The sequence below is a fragment of the Kitasatospora sp. NPDC003701 genome (assembly GCF_053587085.1).
On sequence record NZ_JBSFNM010000045.1, the window covers coordinates 1 to 22,650 of the forward strand.

The window sequence follows — 22,650 nt, forward strand, 5'->3', positions numbered from 1 at the left end:
CCGGTGCAGGTGCGGACGTTGTCGCCGATGGTGAGCTTGGCGGTGTAGGCGTAGGCGCCGTCCGCCGCCGGGTCACCGACGGCCGCACCGGCCGGCGCGGCGGAGAAGGTGGCCAGCGCGCCGACGGCCAAGGTCGCGGCCAACGCGCCCGTCAGCCGGGCGCGGGCAGAGGTCTTGGAAAGCATGGGGTGGTATTCCTCGGTCTCGAAGGTGGATGTCTGCCGGCAGCTGGACGGTCAGCCGGTGACGCGCAGTTCGACGACGGTGGTGGGGGCCTGGCCGAGGCCCTCACCGACGGCCTTGAAGCCGTCCTTGGGAACGTCCAGGGTCTGGGTCGTTCCGCCGGCGGTGAGGCCGGCCTGCACGGAGCGGCCCGAGGTCTGGACGGCGAAGACGTCGGTCAGCTCCAGAGTCAGCGAGCCGGTCGTGGTGGTGGCGGTGAAGCACACCTTGTTGTCGCGGTTGACGGCGGCCCGGGTCCAGATCTGGATCTGCGTCGGGCCGGAGCAGTCGGCGAGGGTGAGGTGGCCGTCGCCGCGCAGGATCTTGAAGCCGGTCAGCGCGGAACCGCCGGGGTAGGAGAAGTCCTCGACGGCCGGCGGCGGGCCGGCGGCGTCGGCGGGCGGTGGTGCCGTGTCGGCGGCGGCGAACGCGCTCAAGCCGAACACGCCTGCGGCGGCGGTGGCGGCGATGACGGCCGCCCAACCGCGGACGCGGTGTTTCATGGGAGTCCCCCAGATCGATGGTGCCGGGTACTGGGCGGCCGGTCGGCGACCGGCTCGGTGACGGGTCAGCCGGTGATGCGCAACTCGACGAGCATGGTCGGCTTCTGGCCGAGCGCCACGCCGACGGTGGCGGCGCCGCCCTTGGCGACGTCCACGGTCTGGGCGACACCCTCGGAGGTCAGGTCGGCGCGCACGGACCGCTCGTTGCTGGTCTGGATCATGAAGGTCTGCGGCAGTTCGAGCGAGAGGTAGCCGCTGGCGCCGGTGACGCGGAAGCAGACGCCGGGACCGCCACTGGGGCTGGTGGCGGCCGTGCTCCACAGCTGGATCTGGGTGGACGTGTTGCAGTCGGCCAGGACGATGTGTCCGTCGCCGCGGATGAGCTTCAGCTGGGGGAAGGGGGAGGCGCCGGGGTAGGCGAAGTCCTCCACCGCGGGCGGCGGGGTGGCGGTGTCGCCCCCCGGAGCGGAGTCCGCGGAGGCCAGCGCGGTGGCGCCGAAGGTGGTGGCTGCCGCGAGGGAACCGGCTATCAGCCAGCGGGCTATGTTGCTCTTCATCTCATTTTCCCTTCAGGTGGGTTGACTTCACCCGGGGGAACGGTCGACATCCAACTACTCGACGGTCGGCATCGTTGATCCGACGCGTGCGAGACGGATGGAATGGCGGTGACGGCGTGCCATTCCCGGCCCCCGATGGCTTTGGCGGTTCGCAGTCTAGGGCATGCCCAAGCGCTCTCCCCGGCCGTGGCTCGATCAAGTAACGCAGCAGGTCAGCTCAGTTGGGTCGCCGATTTGACGAGGCGAGAGATTGATTGTCTTTTGTCTGGGTTTGCCATCTGTTCGCTCAACCAACACCTCTGTGCGTCGAGCTGACGGGTTGTCTTTCCGGTCGTTCGGACATTCCGCTGTGGATATGCTCCACCCCAGTCGAATCTCGGCTATCGGATCGTGGAGGGGTCTCTGGTGGGTGGAATAGTTGTCCGGTCCAAGCGGCGAAGGCGGGGTGGGCAGTCCATATCCGCTGTGGTCAGCCTGCGCGTGCTGCCACTGGCGCTCGCGGCCGGTCTGTTGGGGGCCGCTCCGGCCATGGCCGCGGACGCGACGGGTGCCACGACCCCCGTCGTGTCGATGGACCGCGCCCGCGTGGTCGCGCTCTGGCAGGCGGGCGGTCCGGCGGTCAAGGCCACGGCCGAGGCCGCACTGACCGGCTCGGACGCGGACGTGCGCAAGTTCCTGGACATCGAGCGCGTTCCCGCTCAGGTACAGGACGACCAGGTCAGCGCCGCGCAGATCCTCACCCTGGGCGGAGCCGGTGTACGGGAGGCGGCGCGCAAGGCGCTCGCCGGCACCCCGGAGGAGCTGCGGGCCTTCCTGGACGGTGGCTACCAGGAGGCGCTGAAGAGCGATCAGCAGGTCAGGGCCGCCTCGTTGATCAACGGCTCGGGCGCCGGTGTGCAGGCTGCCGCGAGGGCCGCCCTCAACGGCACCCCGGACGATGTCCAGGCGTTCCTGAACGACGGCCAGTACACCGCGCGGGACACCGATGACCGGGTGAAGCTGGTTCAGATCCTCGCCACCGGCGGGCCGAACACCCAGGCCGCCGCCAGGTTGGCGCTCAACGGGACCATCGACGACGTCCGTGAGTTCCTCGAGGTCGGCCAGCACGTGGCCAAGGCCCGTGACGTGGAGCACACCAGCGTCGAGCAGCTGACCCAGCAGGCCAAGGAGGCGTCCGCACAGGCCGTCCGCGAGACCGAGGACGCCAAGGAGTCCGCGGCGCAGGCGATCGCGGCCTCGCAACTGGCCAAGGAGTCGGCGGCGAAGGCCGCCGCCGAGACCGAGGCCGCGCGCAACGACACGGTCGCCGCGTCCGCCGCCGCCGGACGGGCGGCGGACGCCGCCAACCGGGCGACCGACGCGGCGCAGACCGCGGTGAAGGCCGCCCGTTCCGCCACCAACTCGGCCCGCACGGCGGCCAGCGCGGCCAGCCAGGCCGCCTACGCCGCCGCGGGCGCGGCCCGGGCCGCGACGGCCGCCCGCAACGCGGCGGCGGGAGCCGCCACGGACCGTGCCAAGGCGGACGCGGCCACGGCCGCCGCCACCACGGCCGAGACCGCGGCGAAGGCCGCGGACGCCGCGTCGGGATCGCTGACCCAGGCCACTGCCGCCGCGAGCGCCAGCGCCGAGGTGGCCGAGTCCGCCCTGAGCGCCAGCGGCAACGCGATGGCCGCCGCCACCGCGGCGGGCCAGGCCGGTAGTTACGCCGGCGTGGCCGGTTCCCAGTCGGCGCGGGCCAAGGCCGCCGCGGCCGCGACCCAGCGTCAGGCCCAGGAAGCCTCCCGGGCCGCGACCGCCGCCAAGTCCCTGGCCGGCGAAGCCGCGCAGGCGACCGCCCAGGCCAAGGCGCTCGCGGACTCCGCCGCCGCGCACGCCCACAACGCGGCCGCCGCCGCCAATGACGCCGCCCAGCACGCCGGAGAGGCCGCACAGGCCGCCGACCGCTCCAAGGCCCACGCCGACGCGGCGGTCGCCGCCGCGCAGACCGCCAAGGACGCCGTCGACGCAGCCAACCGGGTCCACGACCTCGCCCAGCGGGCGGAGGCCGAGGACCTCGCCGCGCAGACCGCCACCGATGTCGAACGGGTCAAGGCCGCCAAGGCCGCCTACGACGACAAGCAGGCCGCGATCGGCGACGGCGTCCAGCAGCTGCGCCGGACCAAGGACGAGGCCAACCGCCTCGCCACCGCGCTGGCCCAGGCGAACCCCGACACCGCGGCCATCGCCACCGACGGGCGCAAGCTCGCCGTCCTGTCGATGAAGATCGCCGGTCCCTGGGAGGTCGCGGCAGCCCGAACGGCACTCTCCGGCACCGACCAGGACGTGCTCGACTTCGTCCGTGACGGTCGCCGCCGGGCGATCGAGATGGACGACCGGGACCGTGTCCAGAACCTCGCCACCACCTCGGAGCTTCCGGCGGTGCGCGCTGCGGCGGCCCAGGCCCTGCAGGGTGACGCCAACGCGGTCACCGCCTACCTGACCACCGGCCAGTACCAGGCGGCCACTCCCGATTTCCAGGTGAGTGTCGCCAAGATCGTCAGCACAGGTGGCCTCACGGTCCAGGCCGCCGGTCGGGCCGCGCTCAACGGCAACGTCGACGCGCTGCGTGACTTCCTCACCAACGGCCGCTACCTGGCTCAGCTCGCCGACGACCAGGTCGTCGCGGCCGGGCTCCGTCAGTCCGGCGGTCCGGAGGTCAAGGCCGCGGCGCGGATCGCGCTCGAAGGAACCCCGGAGGTGCTCCGGGCCTTCATCGAAACCGGGCAGTACACCACCGCTCGCAAGGACGCGCTCGCCGCCACCCACGTGGCCGAGATCCAGCGGATGATCTCCGAGGCGTCGGCGGTCACCGCCTACGCCCAGCAGAGTGCCGCCGAGGCCGTCCAGGCCGCGGCCCTCGCCCGCAACGCCTCCGGTGAGGCCGACGTCGCGTCCGCCCAGGCCGGTGCCGCTGCCAGTGCCGCTGCCGGCTACGCCGCCGAGGCGAAGAACAAGGCCGACGCGGCCGCCGTCAGCGCCAAGAAGGCCGCGGACGCGGCGAAGACCGCCGCCTCCGCCGAGGCTTCGGCCCGTCACTCCGCCGCCTCCGCCAGCTACTCGGCCCAGCAGGCCCAGCGCTCGGCCGCCAGCGCGAGCTGGTCGGCTCAGGACGCCTACGCCTCCGCCGCCCGGGCGAAGGCCGACGCCGAGGCGGCCGGTCAGGACACGGCGGTCGCCGCGCAGGCCGCGCGCAATGCCATGGACACGTACAAGACCAAGTACGTCGCCGAGCAGGAGGCCGCCCGTGTGGCCGCGGCCCAGGCCGCCAATGACGCCGCCGCCAAGCAGCAGGCCGAACAGGACAAGAAGTCGGCCACCGACACCCTGGAGGCCGAACTCCGCAAGGAGGCCGCCCAGCACAAGTCCGGCTGGCTGGACACCGTCCTGAACGTCACCCATGGGGTCCTGGACCTCATCGGTGGTGTCGGGGGAGTCTTCGCCCCGGGCCTCGCGGACATCGCGGACCTGATCAACTGCGGCATCTACGCCCTGCAGAAGGACGTCGAGAACGCGATCCTGTCCTGCGTCGGGGCGATTCCGCTCGCCGGTGACGCCGCCGCCGTGGCCAAGCTCGCCAAGTGGGCCGAGAAGATCCCCGGCGGCAAGAAGGTCATGGAGTTCTTGGACAAGCTGTTCTCCAAGCTCCCCGGCAGTTGCCCCATCGGCAGGAACAGCTTCCCGGCCGGCACCCGGGTGCTGATGGCGGACGGTTCGACCAAGCCGATCGAGCAGGTCCGGGTCGGCGACCAGGTCCTCTCCGGCGACCCCGCCACCGGACAGACCGGTGCCCGCCGGGTGGATGCGACCATCTACACCCCCGATGACCGTGACTTCACGGACCTGGTGGTGCGGACGGGGGCGAAGGCCGGCACGCTGACCGCGACCGACCACCACCCCTTCTGGTCCGAGAACCGTCAGAACTGGGTGGACGCCGCCGACCTCCAGGCCGGTGACCAGGTGCGGACGGCCTCCGGTGCGACCGCCACGGTCTCGGACGTCCGGCACCGGACCACGTTGCAGCCCGCCTACAACCTCTCGGTCAGCGACCTCCACACGTACTACGTCCTCGCGGGCGAGACGTCGGTGCTGGTCCACAACTCGCAGAAGTGCCCCGACCTGGGTGAGTCGTGGACGGCCGCGCCCAAGAGCACGATCAAGGACAGCAGCGGGTGCGAGGCCTGCGCGATGGAGATCATCAACAAGCTCGGAGGAGGGGAGGTGCTCCAGATCTCACCGCTGTACGGTTCCACGCTCGCGAAGCTTCCCTACCAGGGAATCGAGTCCGGATGGTCGGTCCACTACGCCGTGATCAAGGACGGCAAGGTCTTCGACAACTGGACGGGAAGGAACGGTGTCCCACGGGACGAGTATCTGGCGCGCTTCTTCGATAACGTGGGCCAGTTCCCCGTCCAGTCGAGGAAGGGGTCGCTGTATCTCAACCCCGGTAGCAACGGGCGCTACACGTTCACCCCCACCGGGGGATAGTTCTGTGACCTAGATCGAGTGTGGGGGTCCACGTTGTCGTGGGCCCCCACACCACCTATTGAAATCCCATGAGGAGCGAGACTGTGCCGGCTGGAGAGTTTCACAACATCGACGATGTGCTGGACGACGTGCGCTTCAGGCGACAGACCATCGCGAGTGGCGATCTGCGTGAGTTCGCGAGATTCCTGGCCGGATACTCGCTCGCTCTGCAGATCCACGGTGTGGACGAGGGCTTCGCATTCGACCCCGACGGCCCGTTCACCAACTGGCTTAGCTGGAATTTCGGCACCTCGCTCTCGCACGGCTGGGAGACGGCGGTGGAGAGTCTCAAGCGCACGGACGAGTCCTCGGCAGAGGCTTTCTTTCGGCTGCTGGGTGAGTTCCGCGAGAATCCGCTGGTCCTGCCTCCGGGCGAGTGAACTCGGTACCTCTCGGGGCCCGACGAGAGACGTCTCGCTTTTCCCTGCACGCATCTCGGTGGCGATCTCACCGGATTTCCTGATTGTTCCTCGGTCTCTCTGAGTGTCAGAAAGACAGTATGCTTCGGCGACGATTCACATGTGAATCGACCGAGTATGCAGGGGGTTCTTGATGGACGTATGGAACGTGGGGATCGCAGGGGAGAGGAGAATTCGACGAAAGCCTCGGGCCATACCGGCCCGAGCATTCCTCCGAGTTCTTCCGCTGGTATTGGTGTCCAGTTTGTTGGGCGCTTGTCCGGCCGTTGCGGATGCGCCCGTCACGGGTAGCGGTGTCGAGATACCGCTGACCGACCGGGCCCGGGTGATCGGCTACTGGCTGGAGGGCGGCCCTGCCGTCAAGGCCGCTGCCGAGACCTCCTTGGTGGGGTCCGACGCGGATGTGCGCAAGTTCCTGGACGTCGACCTGGCTCCTGCCGAACTGCAGGACAACCAGGTCAGCGCGGCACAGATGCACGCACTCGGCGGGCCCGGGGTCAAGGAGGCGGCTCTCAAGGCGCTCTCCGGCTCACCCGAGGAGCTGCGAGTCTTCCTCGAATCCGGCTGGCAGCTGCCGCTGACCCAGGATCAGCAGGTCAGGGCCGCTCAGCTGATGAACGGCGCGGGTAGCGGCGTGGAGGCGGCGGCGCGGGCGGCTCTGAACGGTTCGAACGATGACGTCCAGGCCTTCCTCAACGACGGTCAGTACACGGCTCGGGACACCGACGACCGGGTGAAGCTGGTCCAGATCTTCAGCGAGGGCGGGCCGAACACCCAGGCGGCCGCGAAGCTGGCGATCAACGGGTCGATCGATGACGTGCGCGAGTTCCTCAGCGTCGGCCAGCACGTGGCCAAGGCCAGGGACGTGGAGCGCACCAGTGTCGGGCAGCTGACCCAGCAGGCCAAGGACGCCTCCGCCCAGGCGGTGCGGGAGACGGAGGCCGCGAAGGCCGCCTCCGCCGAGGCGGTGGCCGCTTCACAGCTCGCGAAGGCGGACGCCGCGAGGGCGGCGGCCGAGACCGAGGCGGCGCGCAACGACACCATCGCCGCGGGCGCTGCGGCCGTTCGTGCCGCGGACGCCGCCGGGCGTGCGGCAGACGCGGCCCAGACCGCGATCACGGCTGCCAGGGCCGCCACCAACTCGGCACGGACGGCGGCGAGCGCGGCCACCCAGGCCGCCTACGCGGCGGCAGGTGCCGCGCAGGCGGCGACTGCGGCACGAAACGCCGCCGCGGCGGCCGCGTCCGACCGCGGCAAGGCAGACACCGCCGCAGTGGCCGCGGTCGCAGCCGAGACGGCAGCGAAGGCGGCGGAGGCGTCGTCCGGTGCGCTGACCCAGGCGAACGCGGCTGCGACCGCCAGTCAGCAGGCCGCGGACGCGGCGCTGAGCGCGGGTGGCAACGCGACGGCCGCGGCCGATTCGGCCGATCGGGCCGGCGGTTTCGCCTCCGCGGCCGGCGCTCAGTCGGCGCGGGCCAAGGCGGCCGCGGCGGCCACGCGTCGTCAGGCGCAGGAGGCCTCGCGGGCCGCCACCGCCGCCAAGTCCCTTGCCGGTGAGGCCGCGCAGGCCGCCATCCAGGCGAAGACGCTCGCGGACTCGGCGGCCACGCATGCCCGCAACGCGGCTTCGGCCGCTCGTGACGCGGCGCAGCACGCCGGTGAGGCCGCACAGGCGGCGGACCGGGCCACGGCCCATGCCGAGGCCGCCGTACAGGCCGCCCGGACCGCCAAGGACGCGGTCGACAAGGCCAACCAGGTGCAGGACCTCGCCCGCCGGGCCGAGGCCGAGGACCTGGCGGCGCGGACCGCCGCGAACGTCGAGAAGGCCAGGGCTGCCAAGGCGGCGTACGACGACAAGGGCACCCAGGTCGGCGATGCCGTCCAGCAGATCCGCCGGGCCAAGGACGAGGCCACCCGCCTCGCCTCCGCTCTGGCACAGCCGGGCGCGGACAACGCGGGGATCGCCGCGGACGGGCGCAAGCTGGCGCTCCTGTCGATGAGGATGTCCGGTCCGTGGGGCACCGCGGCCGCGCGCACGGCGCTCTCCGGAGACGATGACGCCGTTCTCGCCTACCTCCGGTCGGGTTACCGCGGTGCAGGTGAACTCGACGACCGTGACCGGGTGTCGAACCTTTTCCATCGAGTCGCAGGTCCCGGCTGTCCGCGCGGCGGCCACGCAGGCCCTCAAGGGTGACGCGGTGGCGATCGCGGGGTTCCTGGAGGGTGGCCAGTACCAGGCGGCCGTCGCTGATCTTCAGGTCAGTGCGGCCAAGCTCATGGACGGCGCGGGCCCCGCTGTCCGCGAAGCGGGGCAGCAGGCGCTCAACGGAGGCGTCAACGGGCTGAGGGACTTTCTCGTCCGAGGTCGCTATGCGGCCCAGCTCTCCGACGACCAGGTCAGGGCGGCCCAGCTGTTCGTGACCGGGGGGCCGGAGCTCAAGGCCGCGGCCCAGGTGGCCCTCGAGGGTCCGCCGCAGGTGGTGCGAGCGTTCATCCAGACGGGCCAGTACACCGCCGCGCGCAAGGACCAGTTGGCGGCCACCCACGTGGCAGAGGTTCAGCGGATGATCGCCGAGGCTGCTTCGGTGACCGCGTACGCGCAGCAGAGCGCGGCCGAGGCCGTGCAGGTGGCCACGGTCGCCCGTGACGCGGCGGGCGAGGCCAAGGCTGCGTCCGATCAGGCCAAGGCGGCGGCGGACAGCGCCGCTGGGTTCGCCGCTGACGCGCGATCCAAGGCCGAGCAGGCGGCGGCGAGCGCGGAGAAGGCCGCGGCGGCCGCGAAGACCGCCAGTAACGCCGAGGCCTCTGCCCGTCGTGATGCGGCGTCCGCCATGGTCTCGTCCCAGAAGGCCCAGCGGTCGGCGGAGCAGGCGAGCTGGTCCGCCGAGGACGCCTACGCCTCGGCGGCCCGGGCACGGGCCGACGCGGAGGCCGCCGGCAAGGACAAGGTGGTCGCGGAGCAGGCCGCAGGCAATGCCTTCGCGGCCTACAACACCAAGCTCGCCGCGGAGAAGGAGGCCGAGCGCAAGGCGGCCGAGCAGGCCGCCAACGATGCCGCGGCCAAGGCGCAGGCGGAGAAGGAGGACAAGGACGCCGCAGCCGGCTTGGAGGCCGAACTCCGCAAGCAGGTGAAGGACGAGGATTCCGGCTGGCTGGACACGGCACTCAACATCACCCACGGCCTGCTCGACGTCGTCGGGGGAATCGGCGGGGTGTTCCTGCCGGGGATCGCCGACATCGCGGATCTCGTGAACTGCGGTATCTACGCCTTGCAGAAGGACGTCGAGAACGCGGTCCTCTCCTGCGTCGGTGCGATCCCGCTCGCCGGGGATGCCGCGGCTGTCGCCAAGCTCGCCAAGTGGGCCGAGAAGATCCCTGGCGGCAAGAAGGTCATCGACTTCCTCGACAACCTGTTCTCGAAGGTCAAGGGGTCGTGCCCGATCAAGAACAGCTTCCCCGCCGGCACGCGTGTCCTGATGGCGGACGGTACTACGGTGCCGATCGAGCAGGTCCAGGTCGGTCAGGAGGTGCTGGCCACCGACCCGGTTTCCGCGCGGAGCGGCGCTCGCAAGGTCACCGCGACCATTCGCACGCCCGATGACGACGACTTCACCGATCTCGCGGTTCGGGCCGGCAGTGGTTCCGGCGGGAGTCTCACGGCGACCGATCACCACCCCTTCTGGTCGGTGGACCGCCAGCGGTGGACCGACGCGGTCGACCTGCGGGTAGGCGATGTCCTTCGCTCGGACACGGGTGCGGGGCTGAAGGTCGTCGACGTCCGGGACCGCAAGACCGTGCAGGAGGCGTTCAACCTCACCGTCGACGACATCCACACGTACTACGTGCTGGCCGGAAGTCTCCCGGTGCTGGTGCACAACTGCGGAAAGCTCGAATACGACCAAGGCGTCGCCGGTGCACACCCGAAGGATCACCTGGACCTCAGCGACGATGCGCTGAAGGACCGTGCACGGACGGACCCGAGGACGAACGTGGCGTCCATGCTCAACAGCTCCACTGCGCAGAAGCACATTGACGCTGTGGTGGAGCACTACCGGGACGCCATCAACAAGTGGGCGGCGAAGGCCGATATTTCGGAAATGAAGGAGTTCACGCTGAATCTCGGCGAGGACGTCGGCCGGGCAGCGGACAACACCGGTAAGGTGTGGGATGCGAAGAACTTGACGCTTGTGCTCAGGCGCATCCAGAAGGGGCAGGGCGGCCACAAGGGTTCCTGGGTCGTCTACACCGTGAAGGCCTACTAGGGTCGGCCCTTCTCCTGTTTGCCCCGCCGGCGGCAAGCGGATTGTGGCCCTCGGCCTCCCGCTTGCCGCCGTCCCTCGTTGATGATTGGTGAAACCGTGCCCTCGGTCGAAGGAACACTCGCCAGGCTCCTGTCGGAGCTCGTCGAATGCCGGCGAAGGATCGACGACTTCACGGTCGGTATGTACCTCGAGTACGTCTTCCCCGGTGATTCGTGCCTCGTCCCCAGTTTCCTCCTCGGCGACGATTCGGGGGCTCCGGAGGTCACCCTGCTGCACAGTTTCCGCCTCGTGGCACAACAGGACGCGGAGGCGAGCGAGCTCAACTTCAAACTGTCGATTCGGATCGCGGAGCCCCGGTGCTCGGTGGAGGCGTCGGTCGAGGTGGACCTTGAGCAGGACATGGGCGAGTTCGAGACGGGCGTGACCGTTCTCCATCACGCCGGACGTGAGGGCCTCACGGTCGAGCAGGCCGTCGAGCTCCTGCAGACCTTCACGGATTCCATGGTGGAGATGGGTGACGTTCCGGACCGGCTGGGCCTGGTGCCCCGTCGTTGACCTCGATCTCCTGTGACGGCCCGCCGGTCGATCCGGCGGGCCGTTCGGCTTGTCCGGTCGGTCGTCGGGGGCCGCGTTCTGCGAGCCCTTCATGACCGAACTCCACCGCCGTCCGGGCGAGTACACCGACGTCCCGGCCGGGGCATCGGCGTCGGTGGCCGGGAGATCGGCTAGGTGTTCGGCCGGTACGAGCGGACCACCAACCGCTGCGAGTCCGGTGTCCTCACCGGTGGACTCGGACGCGACGCCGGCGCAGGGCCTGGTCCGAGTCGAGGCGATCCGATCCGTGCCCGCTCCGGGACCCGACCGGAGCGGGCACAGGATGTCGGGTGCGGCAGGGTGGGTGCTTCCTACGGTGGTGACCAGTGGAGGGAAGGACGGGGTCGGCATGTTGGAGCAGGTGAACCAGGCCATGGCGCACATCGAGGAGCGCCTGGACGGGTCGATCGACGTGGCCGAGCTGGCGCGGATCGCGCGGACGTCGGAGTACCACTTCCGGCGGATGTTCTCCGCGCTGGCCGGGATGCCGTTGTCGGAGTACGTGCGGCGTCGGCGGCTGACCGTGGCCGGGGCCGAGGTGCTCGCCGGTGAGCGGACGCTGCTCGATGTGGCGGTCCGGTACGGCTACACCTCGGGCGAGGCGTTCGCCCGGGCGTTCCGGGCGATGCACGGCGTCGGCCCGGGGGAGGCGCGGCGCGGTGGCGTCGTGCTGCGGTCCCAGCCCCGGATGTCCTTCCGACTCGTCATCGAAGGGAGCAGCAGTATGGAATACCGCATCGTGGAGAAGCCCGGGTTCCGGGTGGTCGGCCGGCGGGCCCGGGTCCCGCTCGTCCACGAGGGGGTGAATCCGGCCATCGCCGCGTTCATCCGGGGGATCGCGCCGGAGGTCGTCGACCGGATCGCCGCCCTCTCGGACCAGGATCCGGACGGCATCGTCTCGGTCACCGAGTTCTTCTCGGAGAGCCGTGAGGAGGGTGTCGAACTCGACTACTACCACGCGGTGGTGGCGGGTGCGGACACGGTCGTCCCGGACGATCTGGACGTGCGGGAGGTGCCGGCCGGCACCTGGGCCGTCTTCTCCAGCACGGGGGCGTTCCCGCAGGCGCTCCAGGAGATGTGGCGGGACGTCTACACCCAGTGGTTCCCGTCCAACCCCTACGAGACCCGGCCGGGGCCGGAGATCCTGTGGACGCGGTCCCTGCCCGACGGCGTCGCGGAGGCGCAGCTGTGGATCGGGGTGCAGCGGGCCGCCTCCCGGTGAGTCGCTGAGTGGTGAACTGGGCCGGGCCGATGGGACGTTGACGGTCCCATCGACCCGGCCGCCTGTTAGGGTCCGCGCATGACGAAGCGTGTGCCCTTCCAAGGGGCGGAGAAGGAGAGCCTGTTCGTGGCTCTCGACCGGCACCGCGACGCGGTGCTGTGGAAGCTGGAGGGTCTGGACGACGAGCAGCTGCGCCGGCCGATGACGGCGTCCGGGACGACGCTGCTGGGGCTGGTCAAGCACCTCGGCGGGGTCGAACTCGGCTGGTTCTGCGAGACGTTCGGCCGTGCGACCGGCCCGCTGCCGTTCGACCTCGACGAGGACGACCAGTCCGACCTGCGGGTGCGGCCGGACGAGTCCACGGCCGACATCCTGACCTTCTACGCCCGTGCCCGGGCCAGCGCCGACCAGGTCATCGAGGGGCTGGAGCTCGACGACCTCGGCCGGGCCTGGTTCGGCGACGAGGTGTCGCTGCGCTGGGTGCTGATCCACATGGCGACCGAGACCGCCCGGCACGCCGGCCACATGGACATCGTGCGCGAGCTGATCGACGGGCGGACGGGGGACCACAACCGGGGCTGACGGCTGGGGGGTCAGCTCTCCGGCGGGGCCAGCGCGGTGAGCGCGAAGGCCCGGGTGCCGGCGACGTGGCGGCGGGCGAGTTCGGCGGCCGCCTGCGGATCGCGGGAACGGATGGCGGCGAGCAACTGCTCGTGCTCGGCGCACATCGGCGAGGCGCTCTCGGGGCCGGAGGTGAGGCGGAAGAGGCGGCGCAGCCGGCCGTCGAGCGGGGCCATCATGTCCTGGAGCAGCGGGTTGCCGGAGAGTTCGACGATCGCCCGGTGGAAGTCGGCGTTGAGGCCGACCGTCTCCCGCAGCCGCCCCGCCTCGGCCGCCTTCCTGGTCCGGGCCAGGATGCGCTCCAGGGCCTTGAGCCCGGCCGGGGTGGCGTGCTGGGCGGCGAGCCGTGCCGCGAGGGCCTCCAGGGACTCCCGGACGGCGAAGAAGTGCTCGGCCTCGGCGGGGCCGAACTCGGCGACCACCGCGCCCCGGCGGGCCTGGACGGTGAGGAACCCCTCCTGCTCCAGCCGCTGCACGGCCTCCCGGACGGGCACCCGGGACACGTTCATCGTCTCGGCCAGCTCGCGCTCGACCAGCCGCCGGCCGGCCGGGTACTCGCCCTCGATGATCCGCTCGCGCAGCTGGACGTAGACGAGGTCCCGGAGCGACTGGTGGGCGTCGCCGGGGGTGTCGGGCATCGGGGGCTCCAGTCGGGCGGTGGCGTGCGGGGCGGTGGCGTGCGGGCTGCGGGGCGAGGGCAGTGCCGATCATTCCAGATCTCCTTCCGGATCCGTCGGCGGGCGCCTCTTGTCTGGTATTCGGTATACCAGCTAGCTTGAGGGCCACCCCGGATCCCCGCCCCTGGACGCCCCGTGACTCCCGCCCCGCCCGACGCCACGCCCGCCGACGCCACGCCCGCCGACGCCACACTCGCCGACGCCACGCCCGCCGACGGCCGTCTCGTCGCCGCCCCGGGAGGGGGCCGACCGGCGCCGCGCTCAGCCCAGGAAGCGGCCGTCCCGGGCCACCACCCGCCCGGCCCGGACGACCAGTTCGCGCTCCGGCAGATCGACCACCACCTGGGGCAGGCACTCGCCCGTCACCAGCATGAAGTCGGCGGGCGAACCCGGGGCGAGGTCGGCGGCGGGCAGGCCCAGCAGCTCGGCGCCACCGGCCGCCGCGAGGGCGAAGCACTCGGACAGCTGCGCGTCGGTCCGCGCGTCGGTGGTCCAGCCGAGCAGATGGGCCCGGTGCAGCATGTCGGCGTTGCCGAAGGGGCTCCAGGAGTCCCGTACGCCGTCCGAGCCGAGCCCGACCCGCACGCCGTGTGCCGCCAACTCCCGGAAGGGCAGCACCTGGTGGGCCGAGGGCGCGACGGTGGTGAGCCCGATGCCGGCCCCGGCCAGCAGCTCGGCCAGCGCGTCGAGCCGGCTGCCGGTCAGCTCCGGCACGCAGAAGGCGTGGCTGACCACCACGCGCCCCTGCAGTCCGGCGGCCTTCGTCCGGGCGGCGATGTCGCGCAGCGGGGCGAGGCCCCGCTCGCCGGTGTCGTGCAGATGGATGTCCAGCCGGAGGCCGTGCCGCTCGGCGAGGCCGAAGACCCGGTCGAGCTGCGCCGGGCCCTCGCCGTCCGTCCCGGCCTCGTCGAACCCGGCCGGGTCGATCCCGCCGACCGCGTCGATCAGCCCGCTCGCCGCCGCCTCGGCGAGCAGCGCGCCCGCGCCCGGCGTCCGGCGCACCCCGTGCTGCGGGAAGGCCACCACCTGGACGTCCAGCGCCGCCCCCAGCCGCTCCCGGGCGGCCGCCAGCCCCTCCACGCCCGCCAGGCCGTACGCGGGGGCCACGTCCACGTGGGCCCGCACCGCCCGCGTCCCCCGGGTCACCGCGTGGGCGAGCAGCCGCTCGGCGCGCTCGGCGAGCGGCGTGCGCTGGTGCTCGTACAGCTCCACGTCGCCCCGCACGTACTCCGGCAGGCCGCTCGCCGGGCGCCGGCTGTACCAGGGCTCGCCCCAGGCGGTCTTGTCCGGGTGGATGTGCGCGTCCACCAGGGTCGGCAGCGCGATCCGCCCGCGTCCCTCCACGACCTCCACCCGCGCCCCCTCGGGGGCCTGCCCGACCAGTACTCCGCCGACGGCGATCAGGTCGACGGGCGCGGCCGAGCCGAAGGGCCGGATGTCGCGGAAGACGGTGGCGGTGGTGGCTTCGGTCATGGTTGCTCCTGATTTGAGAGGTTTTGTCGGAGACACCAACCAACCCGACGACGGCTCGGTTCGTCAACTCCCGCTCGATGCCGGGTCGGTGGGGCGGGCCGGCACCGGGCGGCGGGGGCGGGCGGGCCCCGGGCGGTGACCGGCGGGCCGCCCCGGCCGGGCCGGAGGCGCACGCCCGTTCGGCGCAGCAGGGGCGGACCGGGGCCGGGGCGGGCCGCATGCTGGGGCGGGGGCCCAGCGGAGGAGTGGATCGAGGATGGTCAAGGCATTCGGGTTCGTCGACTACGGCGGGCCGGAGACGCAGGAGTTCCTGGACCGGCCGGTGCTGGAGCCCGGCCCGGGACAGCTGGCGATCGCCGTCCGGGCGGCCGGGGTGAACCCGGTGGACTGGAAGATCCGCCGGGGATTCCTGGGGCAGGACCGCGAGCTGCCCGCCGTGCTGGGCCAGGAGGCGGCCGGCGTGGTGGAGCGGGTCGGCCCGGGCGTCACGGGCTTCACGCCCGGGGACGAGGTGTTCGGGATCGCGGCGGCGGGCGGCTACTCGGAGCAGACCCTGCTGCTCGCGGCGATGAGCGCGGTCAAGCCCGCCGGCCTCGGGTTCGCCGAGGCGGCGACCCTCCCGGTGGCGGCCGCGACCGCCGACGACGGGGTCCGGGACGTCGGCGTGGGCTCCGGGCAGACGCTGCTGATCCTCGGCGTCGCGGGCGGGGTCGGCAGCGCGGCCGCGCAGATCGCCCGCAGCCGGGGCATCCGGGTCGTCGGCACGGCGAGCGACGCCAACCGCGGCTACGTGGAGTCGCTGGGCGCGGTGCAGGTGCGCTACGGCGACGGCGTGGCCGAGCGGATCAGGGCCGCCGCACCGGACGGCGTGGACGGCATCCTCGACCTGGTCGGCGGGGCCGACCTGCGGGCCGCGGCCGAGACGCTGGCCGACCGCTCGAAGCTGGTCTCCACCGTCGACCCGGCCACCGCGGCGGAGCTCGGCGGCCGCTTCGTCACCCGCGCCACCACCCCCGGGACCCTCGCCGAGCTGGCCCGGCTGGTGGCGGCCGGCGAACTGGACGTGCACCTCACCGACCGGCAGCCGCTGGCCCGCGCGGCCGAGGCGCTGGCGCTGGTCGAGTCCGGGCACGCACGCGGCAAACTGATCCTCGACATCGGCTGAGGGCGGGCGAGATGAAGCAGCGGACGGTGACGGTCGGCGGCCCGTGCTGGGTGGAGCACGGCAGCTCCGACCCGGACGGCGCCAAGCGGTTCTACGGCGAGCTCTTCGGCTGGCAGGCCGCCGAGCTCGACGCACCGCCGGAGGCCGGCGACTACACCTTCATGAAGCTGGACGGCGCGATCGCCGCCGCCGTCGCGCCGCTCTACGGGGAGGGACAGCCGACGGGCTGGACGGTCTCCTTCGCGGTCGACGACGCGGACGCGTCCGCCGCCGGGATCTCCGGCGCCGGCGGGAGCATCGTGGTCGAGCCCACGGAGGCGCTCGGCCTCGGCAGGTTCGTGGTCGCCGCCGACCCGTCCGGCGCGGTGTTCGGGCTCTGGCAGGCGTACGCGCTGGCGGGCGTCGAGGTGCTGAACGCCCCGGGCGCGCTCGGCTGGGTGGAACTGCTCACCCGGGACCCGGACGGCGCCCGGGCGTTCTACCCGGCGGTGTTCGGCTGGACGGTCCGCCCCTCCGAGGTCTACCCCCAGTGGGGCCTGGCCGACGCCGACTTCGGCGGCATGCTGACGATGGACGACCGCTTCCCGCCGCAGGTGCCGGCCCACTGGCTGCCCTACTTCGCGGTCGCGGACGTGGACGTGACCGTCGGCCGGGCCGGCAACCTGGGCGCCGACGTCCTGCTGCCGCCCACCTCGATGCCGGACGGGCCCCGGGTCGCCGTGCTGCGTGACCCGCAGGGCGCGGCCTTCGCGGTGCACCTGGCCGGGGCCGAGGGCTGACGGCCGAGCGCCGATAGCCGAGGGCCGGCGCCACCCGGCCACCCGGCCCCCGGCGCCACCCGGCCCCCGGCGCCACCCGGCCACCCGGCCAAGGGCGCCACCCGGCACCCCGCCCCCGCCGCCCACGCGGCGCCGCCCGGTTACCCCGCCGCCCGGCCCCGCCCGCGCCGGGCGGCGATCGGCACCGCGGCGGCCGTCACCAGCAGCGCGGCGATCGGCACCACGTCGCCGACCCGGTCGTACCAGGTCAGCGCGGACGGCGCGGTGAGCGGCAGCCGCACCGTCAGGGCCCCGGTGCGGTCCGTCCCGAACCGGGCCAGCTCGCGGCCCTGCGCGTCGAAGGCGGCCGAGACCCCGGTGAGCGAGGCCTGGACGGCGGGGCGGCCGGTCTCGGCGGCGCGGATCGCGGCTAGCGAGACGTGCTGCTCGGGTGCCCAGGTGCGCTGGAAGGTCGAGGTCGAGGACTGGTAGACCAGCACCCGGGCGCCGTCCCGGGCGGCCGTCCGGGACATGTCGGGGAAGGCCGACTCGAAGCAGATCAGCGCCCCGACCGGCAGCGGCGCCCCGGTGCGGTCGGTGGCCGGGAGCACGTGGAACGCGCTGCCCGGGGCCCGGTTCTCGCCCGCCGCCCGGCTGACCCCGGCGATCCAGCCGAGCAGCGGGCGCAGCGGGATGTACTCGCCGAACGGCACCAGCCGGATCTTGCGGTAGCGGTCGACCGTCCCGGCGGGGGAGAACAGCACCGCGTCCTTGGAGATCCGCCCGTCGGCCTTGCGGGCGTCCTCGCCCGCCAGGATCCCGGCGCCGGTGACGGCGGAGAGCCGGCTCAGCCGGGCCGCCGCCGCCGGGTCGCGGTCCAGGTCGGCGGTGGTGCTGCTCTCGCCCCAGACGATCAGGTCGACCGGCCGCCCGCCCAGCGCGGCGGTGGCGGCGGCACTGGCCTCGAACCGAGCCCGCGGGTCCTCGACGATGCCGGGCTGGACCAGGGCCACGGTGACCGCCCCGGCACCGGCGGGCGCGGCGCGCAGGGCGAACAGCAGCGGCCCGGCCGCCAGGACCAGCACGGTGGCCAGGGCCGCCAGGGCGCGCGGCCGCCACCCGGCGGCGGTCAGCACGATCAGCACACCGGTGTTCACGGCCACCACGGCGGCGCTGACCAGCCAGATCCCGCCGGCCGAGGCCAGCGCCAGGACGGCCGGGTGCTGCCACTGGGTGGCGCCGAGCAGCGCCCACGGACCGCCGAGGGCGTGCCAGGAGCGGGCGTACTCGGTGGTCAGCCAGACGGCGGGGACGACGGCCAGTGCGAGCAGCGCGCGCCGGGCGGTCAGCGGCGGGTGCAGCAGCCGCCACACGGCGTACCCGACCCCCGCCTGCAGGGCCCCGAACAGTACCGCGAGCAGCGGCAGCGCCGGCCCGATGGACGGGATCAGCCAGTACATCCCGGTGAGGATGAACCCCGCGCCGAACCACCAGCCCCGGACCGCCGCCTCCCGGCCGCTCGGCGCCCGCTGCATCAGCAGCAGGCCGGGCACCAGGGCGACCCAGGCGAGCGCGGCCAGCCCGGGGGCCGGGAAGGCGAACACCGGCAGCGCCCCGGCGGCCAGGGCGGCCCCCCGCGCGCGGTAGCGGTGGGCCCGGACGGCGCGGTCCGGAGCGGTGGGCGCCCCGAGGGCGGGCCGGGGCAGCGTGAGGCGGCGGGACATGCCCCGTATTGTCCGCTTCGACGGGGGACGCCACCAGCCGTCCCGTCACCCGAACGGGCGACAGAACGGCTGACGGAACCGGCGGCAGAAGGGCCGGCGGTCCCGGCCGGTCGGGCCGGGACCGGTGACGGACCTCAGCCCTCGTCGCCCTCCAGGTCGCCCTCGGTCTCCAGGAACGCCGCCTGGAGCTGCTCGATCAGCGCCGGGTCGGGCTGCTCCCAGAGGCCGCGCTCGGCCGCCTCCAGCAGGCGCTCGCTGATGCCGTGCAGGGCCCAGGGGTTGGCGTCGGTCAGGAACTCGCGGTTGACCGGGTCGAGGACGTACTCCTGGGTCAGCTTCTCGTACATCCAGTCGGCGACGACCCCGGTGGTGGCGTCGTAGCCGAAGAGGTAGTCGACCGTCGCCGCCATCTCGAAGGCGCCCTTGTAGCCGTGGCGGCGCATCGCCTCCATCCACCGCGGGTTGACCACCCGGGCGCGGAAGACCCGGGCCGCCTCCTCGGTCAGCGTGCGGGTGCGGACGGTCTCCGGGCGGGTCGAGTCGCCGATGTAGGCGGTCGGGGCCTTGCCGGTGAGCGCGCGCACGGTGGCCACCATGCCGCCGTGGTACTGGAAGTAGTCGTCCGAGTCGGCGATGTCGTGCTCGCGGGTGTCGGTGTTCTTGGCGGCGACGGTGATCCGCTTGTACGCCGTCTCCATCTCCTCCCGCGCCGGCCGTCCGTCCAGGCCGCGTCCGTACGCGTAGCCGCCCCAGACCGTGTACACCTCGGCCAGGTCGGCGTCGGTGCGCCAGTCACGGCTGTCGATCAGCTGGAGCAGGCCGGCGCCGTAGGTGCCCGGGCGGGAGCCGAAGACGCGGACGGTGGCCTTGCGCTCGTCGCCGTGGACGGCGAGGTCGGCCTGGACGTGGGCGCGGACGTGGTTGTCGGCGGCGTCCTCCTCCTGGGCGGCCGCCAGCCGCACCGCGTCGTCCAGCAGGGCGACCACGTGCGGGAAGGCGTCCCGGAAGAAGCCGGAGATGCGCAGGGTGACGTCGATCCGCGGACGGCCCAGCTCCTCCAGGGAGATCGCCTCCAGACCGGTGACCCGGCGCGAGGCGTCGTCCCAGACCGGGCGCACGCCGAGCAGGGCGAAGGCCTCGGCGATGTCGTCGCCGGCGGTGCGCATCGCGCTGGTGCCCCAGAGCGAGAGCCCGACCGAGGGCGGGCAGGCGCCGTCGTTGTCGGCCCGGTAGCGCTCGACGAGGGAGGCGGCCAGTGCCTGGCCGGTCTCCCAGGCGAGCTTGCTGGGCACGGCCTTCGGGTCGACGGAGTAGAAGTTGCGGCCGGTCGGCAGCACGTTGACCAGGCCGCGCAGCGGCGAGCCCGAGGGCCCGGCCGGGACGAAGCCGCCACCGAGCGCGTGCAGCACGGCGTCCAGCTCGTCGGTGGTGGCCGCCAGGCGCGGCACCACCTGGGTCGCGGCGAAGGCGAGCACGTCGGCGACGGCGGCCGGCAGCCCGGCGGCGACCTTCTCGACGGCCTCCGGCGCCCAGTCCTCGGCCTCCATCGCCTCGACCAGGGCGCGGGCCTGCGCCTCGGCCGCGTCGGTGGCGCCCAGCGTCAGCGCGGCCTCGTCCAGGCCGAGCGCCTCGCGCAGACCGGGCAGCGCGCTGACGCCGCCCCAGATCTGCCGGGCGCGCAGGATGGCGAGCACGATGTTGACCCGGTCGGTGCCGGCCGGCGCCTGGCCGAGGACGTGCAGACCGTCGCGGATCTGGGCGTCCTTGATCTCGCAGAGCCAGCCGTCGACGTGCAGCAGGAAGTCGTCGAAGCCGTCGTCCTCGGGCCGCTCGTCCAGGCCGAGGTCGTGGTCCAGCTTGGCGGCCTGGATCAGCGTCCAGATCTGGGCGCGGATCGCGGGCAGCTTGGCCGGGTCCATCGCGGCGATGTTGGAGTGCTCGTCCAGCAGCTGCTCCAGCCGCGCGATGTCGCCGTAGGAGTCGGCGCGGGCCATCGGCGGGACGAGGTGGTCGACCAGGGTGGCGTGCGCGCGGCGCTTGGCCTGGGTGCCCTCGCCCGGGTCGTTGACCAGGAAGGGGTAGATCAGCGGGAGGTCGCCGAGGACGGCGTCCGGACCGCACTCGGCGGACAGCGCGGCGGTCTTGCCGGGCAGCCACTCCAGGTTGCCGTGCTTGCCGAGGTGGATGACGGCGTCGGCGCCGAAGCCGCCGTCCTCGCGCGCGGCCGCGATCCAGCGGTAGGCGGCGAGGTAGTGGTGCGAGGGCGGGAGGTCCGGGTCGTGGTAGATCGCGACCGGGTTCTCGCCGAAGCCGCGCGGCGGCTGGATCAGCACCAGCAGGTTGCCGGAGCGGATCGCGGCCAGCACGATGTCGCCGTCCGGGTTCTGCGAGCGGTCGACGTAGAGCTCGCCGGGGGCCGGGCCCCAGTGCTCCTCGACGTGCGTGCGCAGGGCCTCGGGGAGGGTGGCGAACCAGCGGCGGTAGTCGGCGGCCGGGATCCGGACCGGGTTGCGGGCCAGCTGGTCCTCGGTGAGCCAGTCCTGGTCGTAGCCGCCGGCCGCGATCAGCGCGTGGATCAGGGCGTCGCCCTCGTGCTGAGCAGCCTGTTCGCCCGCCTCCGGGCGCTCTTGACCCGGTGCCGGCTCGGCACCGGCGCGCCCTTCGGTCCGGGGTGCCACGGTGTCGAGGCCGGGCAGGTCCGAGCCGAGGTCCATGCCCTCCGCGCGCAGCCGCTCCAGCAGGCGCATCGCACTCGCCGGGGTGTCCAGGCCCACGGCGTTGCCGACCCGGGCGTGCTTGGTCGGGTACGCGGACAGCACCAGGGCCAGGCGCCGCTCGGCGGCCGGGATGTGCCGCAGCCGGGCGTGCCGGACGGCGGTGCCGGCGACGCGGGCGGCCCGCTCGGGGTCGGCGGCGTAGACGGTGAGGCCGTCCTCGTCCAGCTCCTTGAAGGAGAACGGGACGCTGATCAGCCGGCCGTCGAACTCGGGGACGGCGATCTGGGTGGCGGTGTCCAGCGGGGAGAGGCCGTCGTCGCTGGCCTCCCACTGGGCGCGCGACCAGGTGAGGCAGAGCGCCTGCAGGATCGGGCGGTCCAGGGCGGCCAGCGCGCCGGCGTCCCAGGCCTCCTCGTCGCCGCCGGCCTGCGCGTCGGCCGGGCGGGTGCCGCCGGCGGCGAGCACGGTGGTGACGAGCGCGTCGGCCTCGCCGAGCGCGGCCAGCAGCTCGGGCTCGGCGCCGCGCAGCGAGGCGCAGTAGTACGCCCGGGCCCGCGCGCCCTGGTCCTCGATCGCCCGGCACAGGGTGTCGACGAAGGCGGTGTTCCCGCTCATGTGGTGGGCGCGGTAGTAGAGCACCGCGACGATCGGGCCCTCGGTCGTCCGGGCCTCGCGCTCCAGCGGGCCCCAGGCGGGGGCGGAGGCGGGCGGGGCGAAGCCGTGGCCGGTGAGCAGCACGGTGTCGGAGAGGAAGGCGCCCAGCTCGGCCAGGTTGGCGGCGCCGCCGTGGGCGAGGTAGGCGTGCGCCTCGGCCGCGATGCCGGCCGGGACGGTCGACAGCTCCATCAGCTGGGCGTCGGGCGCCTGCTCGCCGGTCAGCACGATCACCGGGCGGGGGCCGGCCAGCAGCGCGTCCAGGCCCTCCTGCCAGGCGCGGCGGCCGCCGAGCAGGCGCACCACGACCAGCTCGACGCCCTCCAGCAGGGCGGGCAGCTCCTCGGGCGAGAGCCGGGCCGGGTTGCCGAGGCGGTAGGGGACGGCGCCCTCCGCGGCACGGGCACTGAGCAGGTCGGTGTCGGACGTCGACAGCAGCAGGATCATGCGAAGGCCCTCCCGGCCTCGATGGCGGGCATGGGCACGGGCGACTGAGGGGTCGCGCGTGGAGGCACGGGC

Annotated in this window: 15 protein-coding genes and 1 pseudogene; 9 read left to right on the top strand and 7 right to left on the bottom strand. The window is 73.2% G+C overall.

What is annotated here, in order from left to right:
• The 3 genes and pseudogenes from ACWDRR_RS31370 to ACWDRR_RS31380 all read right to left on the bottom strand — a co-directional run.
• Positions 1-185 (bottom strand): annotated as a pseudogene (locus ACWDRR_RS31370) (hypothetical protein); the annotation flags it as partial.
• A 51-nt stretch (positions 186-236) separates the two neighbouring features.
• Positions 237-725, bottom strand: a complete 489-nt coding sequence (locus ACWDRR_RS31375; RefSeq protein WP_449775637.1) for a hypothetical protein — start codon at positions 723-725, stop codon at positions 237-239.
• 65 nt (positions 726-790) lie between these two features.
• On the bottom strand, positions 791-1,282 hold the full coding sequence (locus tag ACWDRR_RS31380; protein WP_449775638.1) for a hypothetical protein: 492 nt from the start codon (positions 1,280-1,282) through the stop codon (positions 791-793).
• Between the two features lie 465 nt (positions 1,283-1,747).
• On the opposite strand from ACWDRR_RS31380, the gene ACWDRR_RS31385 reads away from it, so the two are divergent.
• From ACWDRR_RS31385 to ACWDRR_RS31415, 7 genes are all read left to right on the top strand, one after another.
• Positions 1,748-5,806 carry a polymorphic toxin-type HINT domain-containing protein gene (locus ACWDRR_RS31385; protein WP_449775639.1) on the top strand — a complete coding sequence of 1,353 codons (4,059 nt, stop codon included), beginning with the start codon at positions 1,748-1,750 and terminating at the stop codon, positions 5,804-5,806.
• A gap of 68 nt (positions 5,807-5,874) precedes the next feature.
• A complete protein-coding gene (locus ACWDRR_RS31390) occupies positions 5,875-6,225 on the top strand; it encodes a hypothetical protein (protein ID WP_449775640.1) in 351 nt (116 codons plus the stop codon).
• 172 nt (positions 6,226-6,397) lie between these two features.
• Entirely contained in the window at positions 6,398-8,458 is a 2,061-nt protein-coding gene (locus tag ACWDRR_RS31395; RefSeq protein ID WP_449775641.1) for an ALF repeat-containing protein, read from the top strand.
• A complete protein-coding gene (locus ACWDRR_RS31400; RefSeq protein WP_449775642.1) occupies positions 8,364-10,526 on the top strand; it encodes a polymorphic toxin-type HINT domain-containing protein in 2,163 nt (720 codons plus the stop codon). The genes ACWDRR_RS31395 and ACWDRR_RS31400 overlap by 95 nt, the downstream gene beginning before the upstream one ends.
• A 96-nt stretch (positions 10,527-10,622) precedes the next feature.
• Positions 10,623-11,081 carry a hypothetical protein gene (locus ACWDRR_RS31405; RefSeq protein ID WP_449775643.1) on the top strand — a complete coding sequence of 153 codons (459 nt, stop codon included), beginning with the start codon at positions 10,623-10,625 and terminating at the stop codon, positions 11,079-11,081.
• A gap of 388 nt (positions 11,082-11,469) precedes the next feature.
• On the top strand, positions 11,470-12,342 hold the full coding sequence (locus tag ACWDRR_RS31410) for an AraC family transcriptional regulator (protein WP_449775644.1): 873 nt from the start codon (positions 11,470-11,472) through the stop codon (positions 12,340-12,342).
• Between the two features lie 78 nt (positions 12,343-12,420).
• Positions 12,421-12,924, top strand: coding sequence for a DinB family protein (locus ACWDRR_RS31415; RefSeq protein ID WP_449775645.1), 504 nt, complete (start codon positions 12,421-12,423; stop codon positions 12,922-12,924).
• 11 nt (positions 12,925-12,935) lie between these two features.
• On the opposite strand, the gene ACWDRR_RS31420 is transcribed toward ACWDRR_RS31415, so the two are convergent.
• Positions 12,936-13,601 carry a GntR family transcriptional regulator gene (locus tag ACWDRR_RS31420; protein WP_449775646.1) on the bottom strand — a complete coding sequence of 222 codons (666 nt, stop codon included), beginning with the start codon at positions 13,599-13,601 and terminating at the stop codon, positions 12,936-12,938.
• Between the two features lie 300 nt (positions 13,602-13,901).
• Positions 13,902-15,113: an amidohydrolase gene (locus ACWDRR_RS31425; RefSeq protein ID WP_449775647.1), complete on the bottom strand. Its 1,212-nt coding sequence runs from the start codon at positions 15,111-15,113 to the stop codon at positions 13,902-13,904.
• A 256-nt stretch (positions 15,114-15,369) separates the two neighbouring features.
• Here ACWDRR_RS31425 and ACWDRR_RS31430 point away from each other — a divergent pair, with 256 nt between their 5' ends.
• Together ACWDRR_RS31430 and ACWDRR_RS31435 are read left to right on the top strand one after the other, a co-directional pair.
• A complete protein-coding gene (locus ACWDRR_RS31430; RefSeq protein ID WP_449775648.1) occupies positions 15,370-16,278 on the top strand; it encodes an NADP-dependent oxidoreductase in 909 nt (302 codons plus the stop codon).
• A gap of 11 nt (positions 16,279-16,289) precedes the next feature.
• Positions 16,290-17,057, top strand: a complete 768-nt coding sequence (locus tag ACWDRR_RS31435; protein ID WP_449775649.1) for a VOC family protein — start codon at positions 16,290-16,292, stop codon at positions 17,055-17,057.
• A gap of 140 nt (positions 17,058-17,197) precedes the next feature.
• On the opposite strand, the gene lnt is transcribed toward ACWDRR_RS31435, so the two are convergent.
• Complete coding sequence (gene lnt, locus ACWDRR_RS31440; RefSeq protein ID WP_449775650.1) at positions 17,198-18,760, bottom strand: apolipoprotein N-acyltransferase; 1,563 nt, start codon at positions 18,758-18,760, stop codon at positions 17,198-17,200.
• A 134-nt stretch (positions 18,761-18,894) separates the two neighbouring features.
• Positions 18,895-22,578, bottom strand: a complete 3,684-nt coding sequence (cobN, locus tag ACWDRR_RS31445; protein ID WP_449775651.1) for a cobaltochelatase subunit CobN — start codon at positions 22,576-22,578, stop codon at positions 18,895-18,897.
• Between the last annotated feature and the right edge of the window lie 72 nt (positions 22,579-22,650).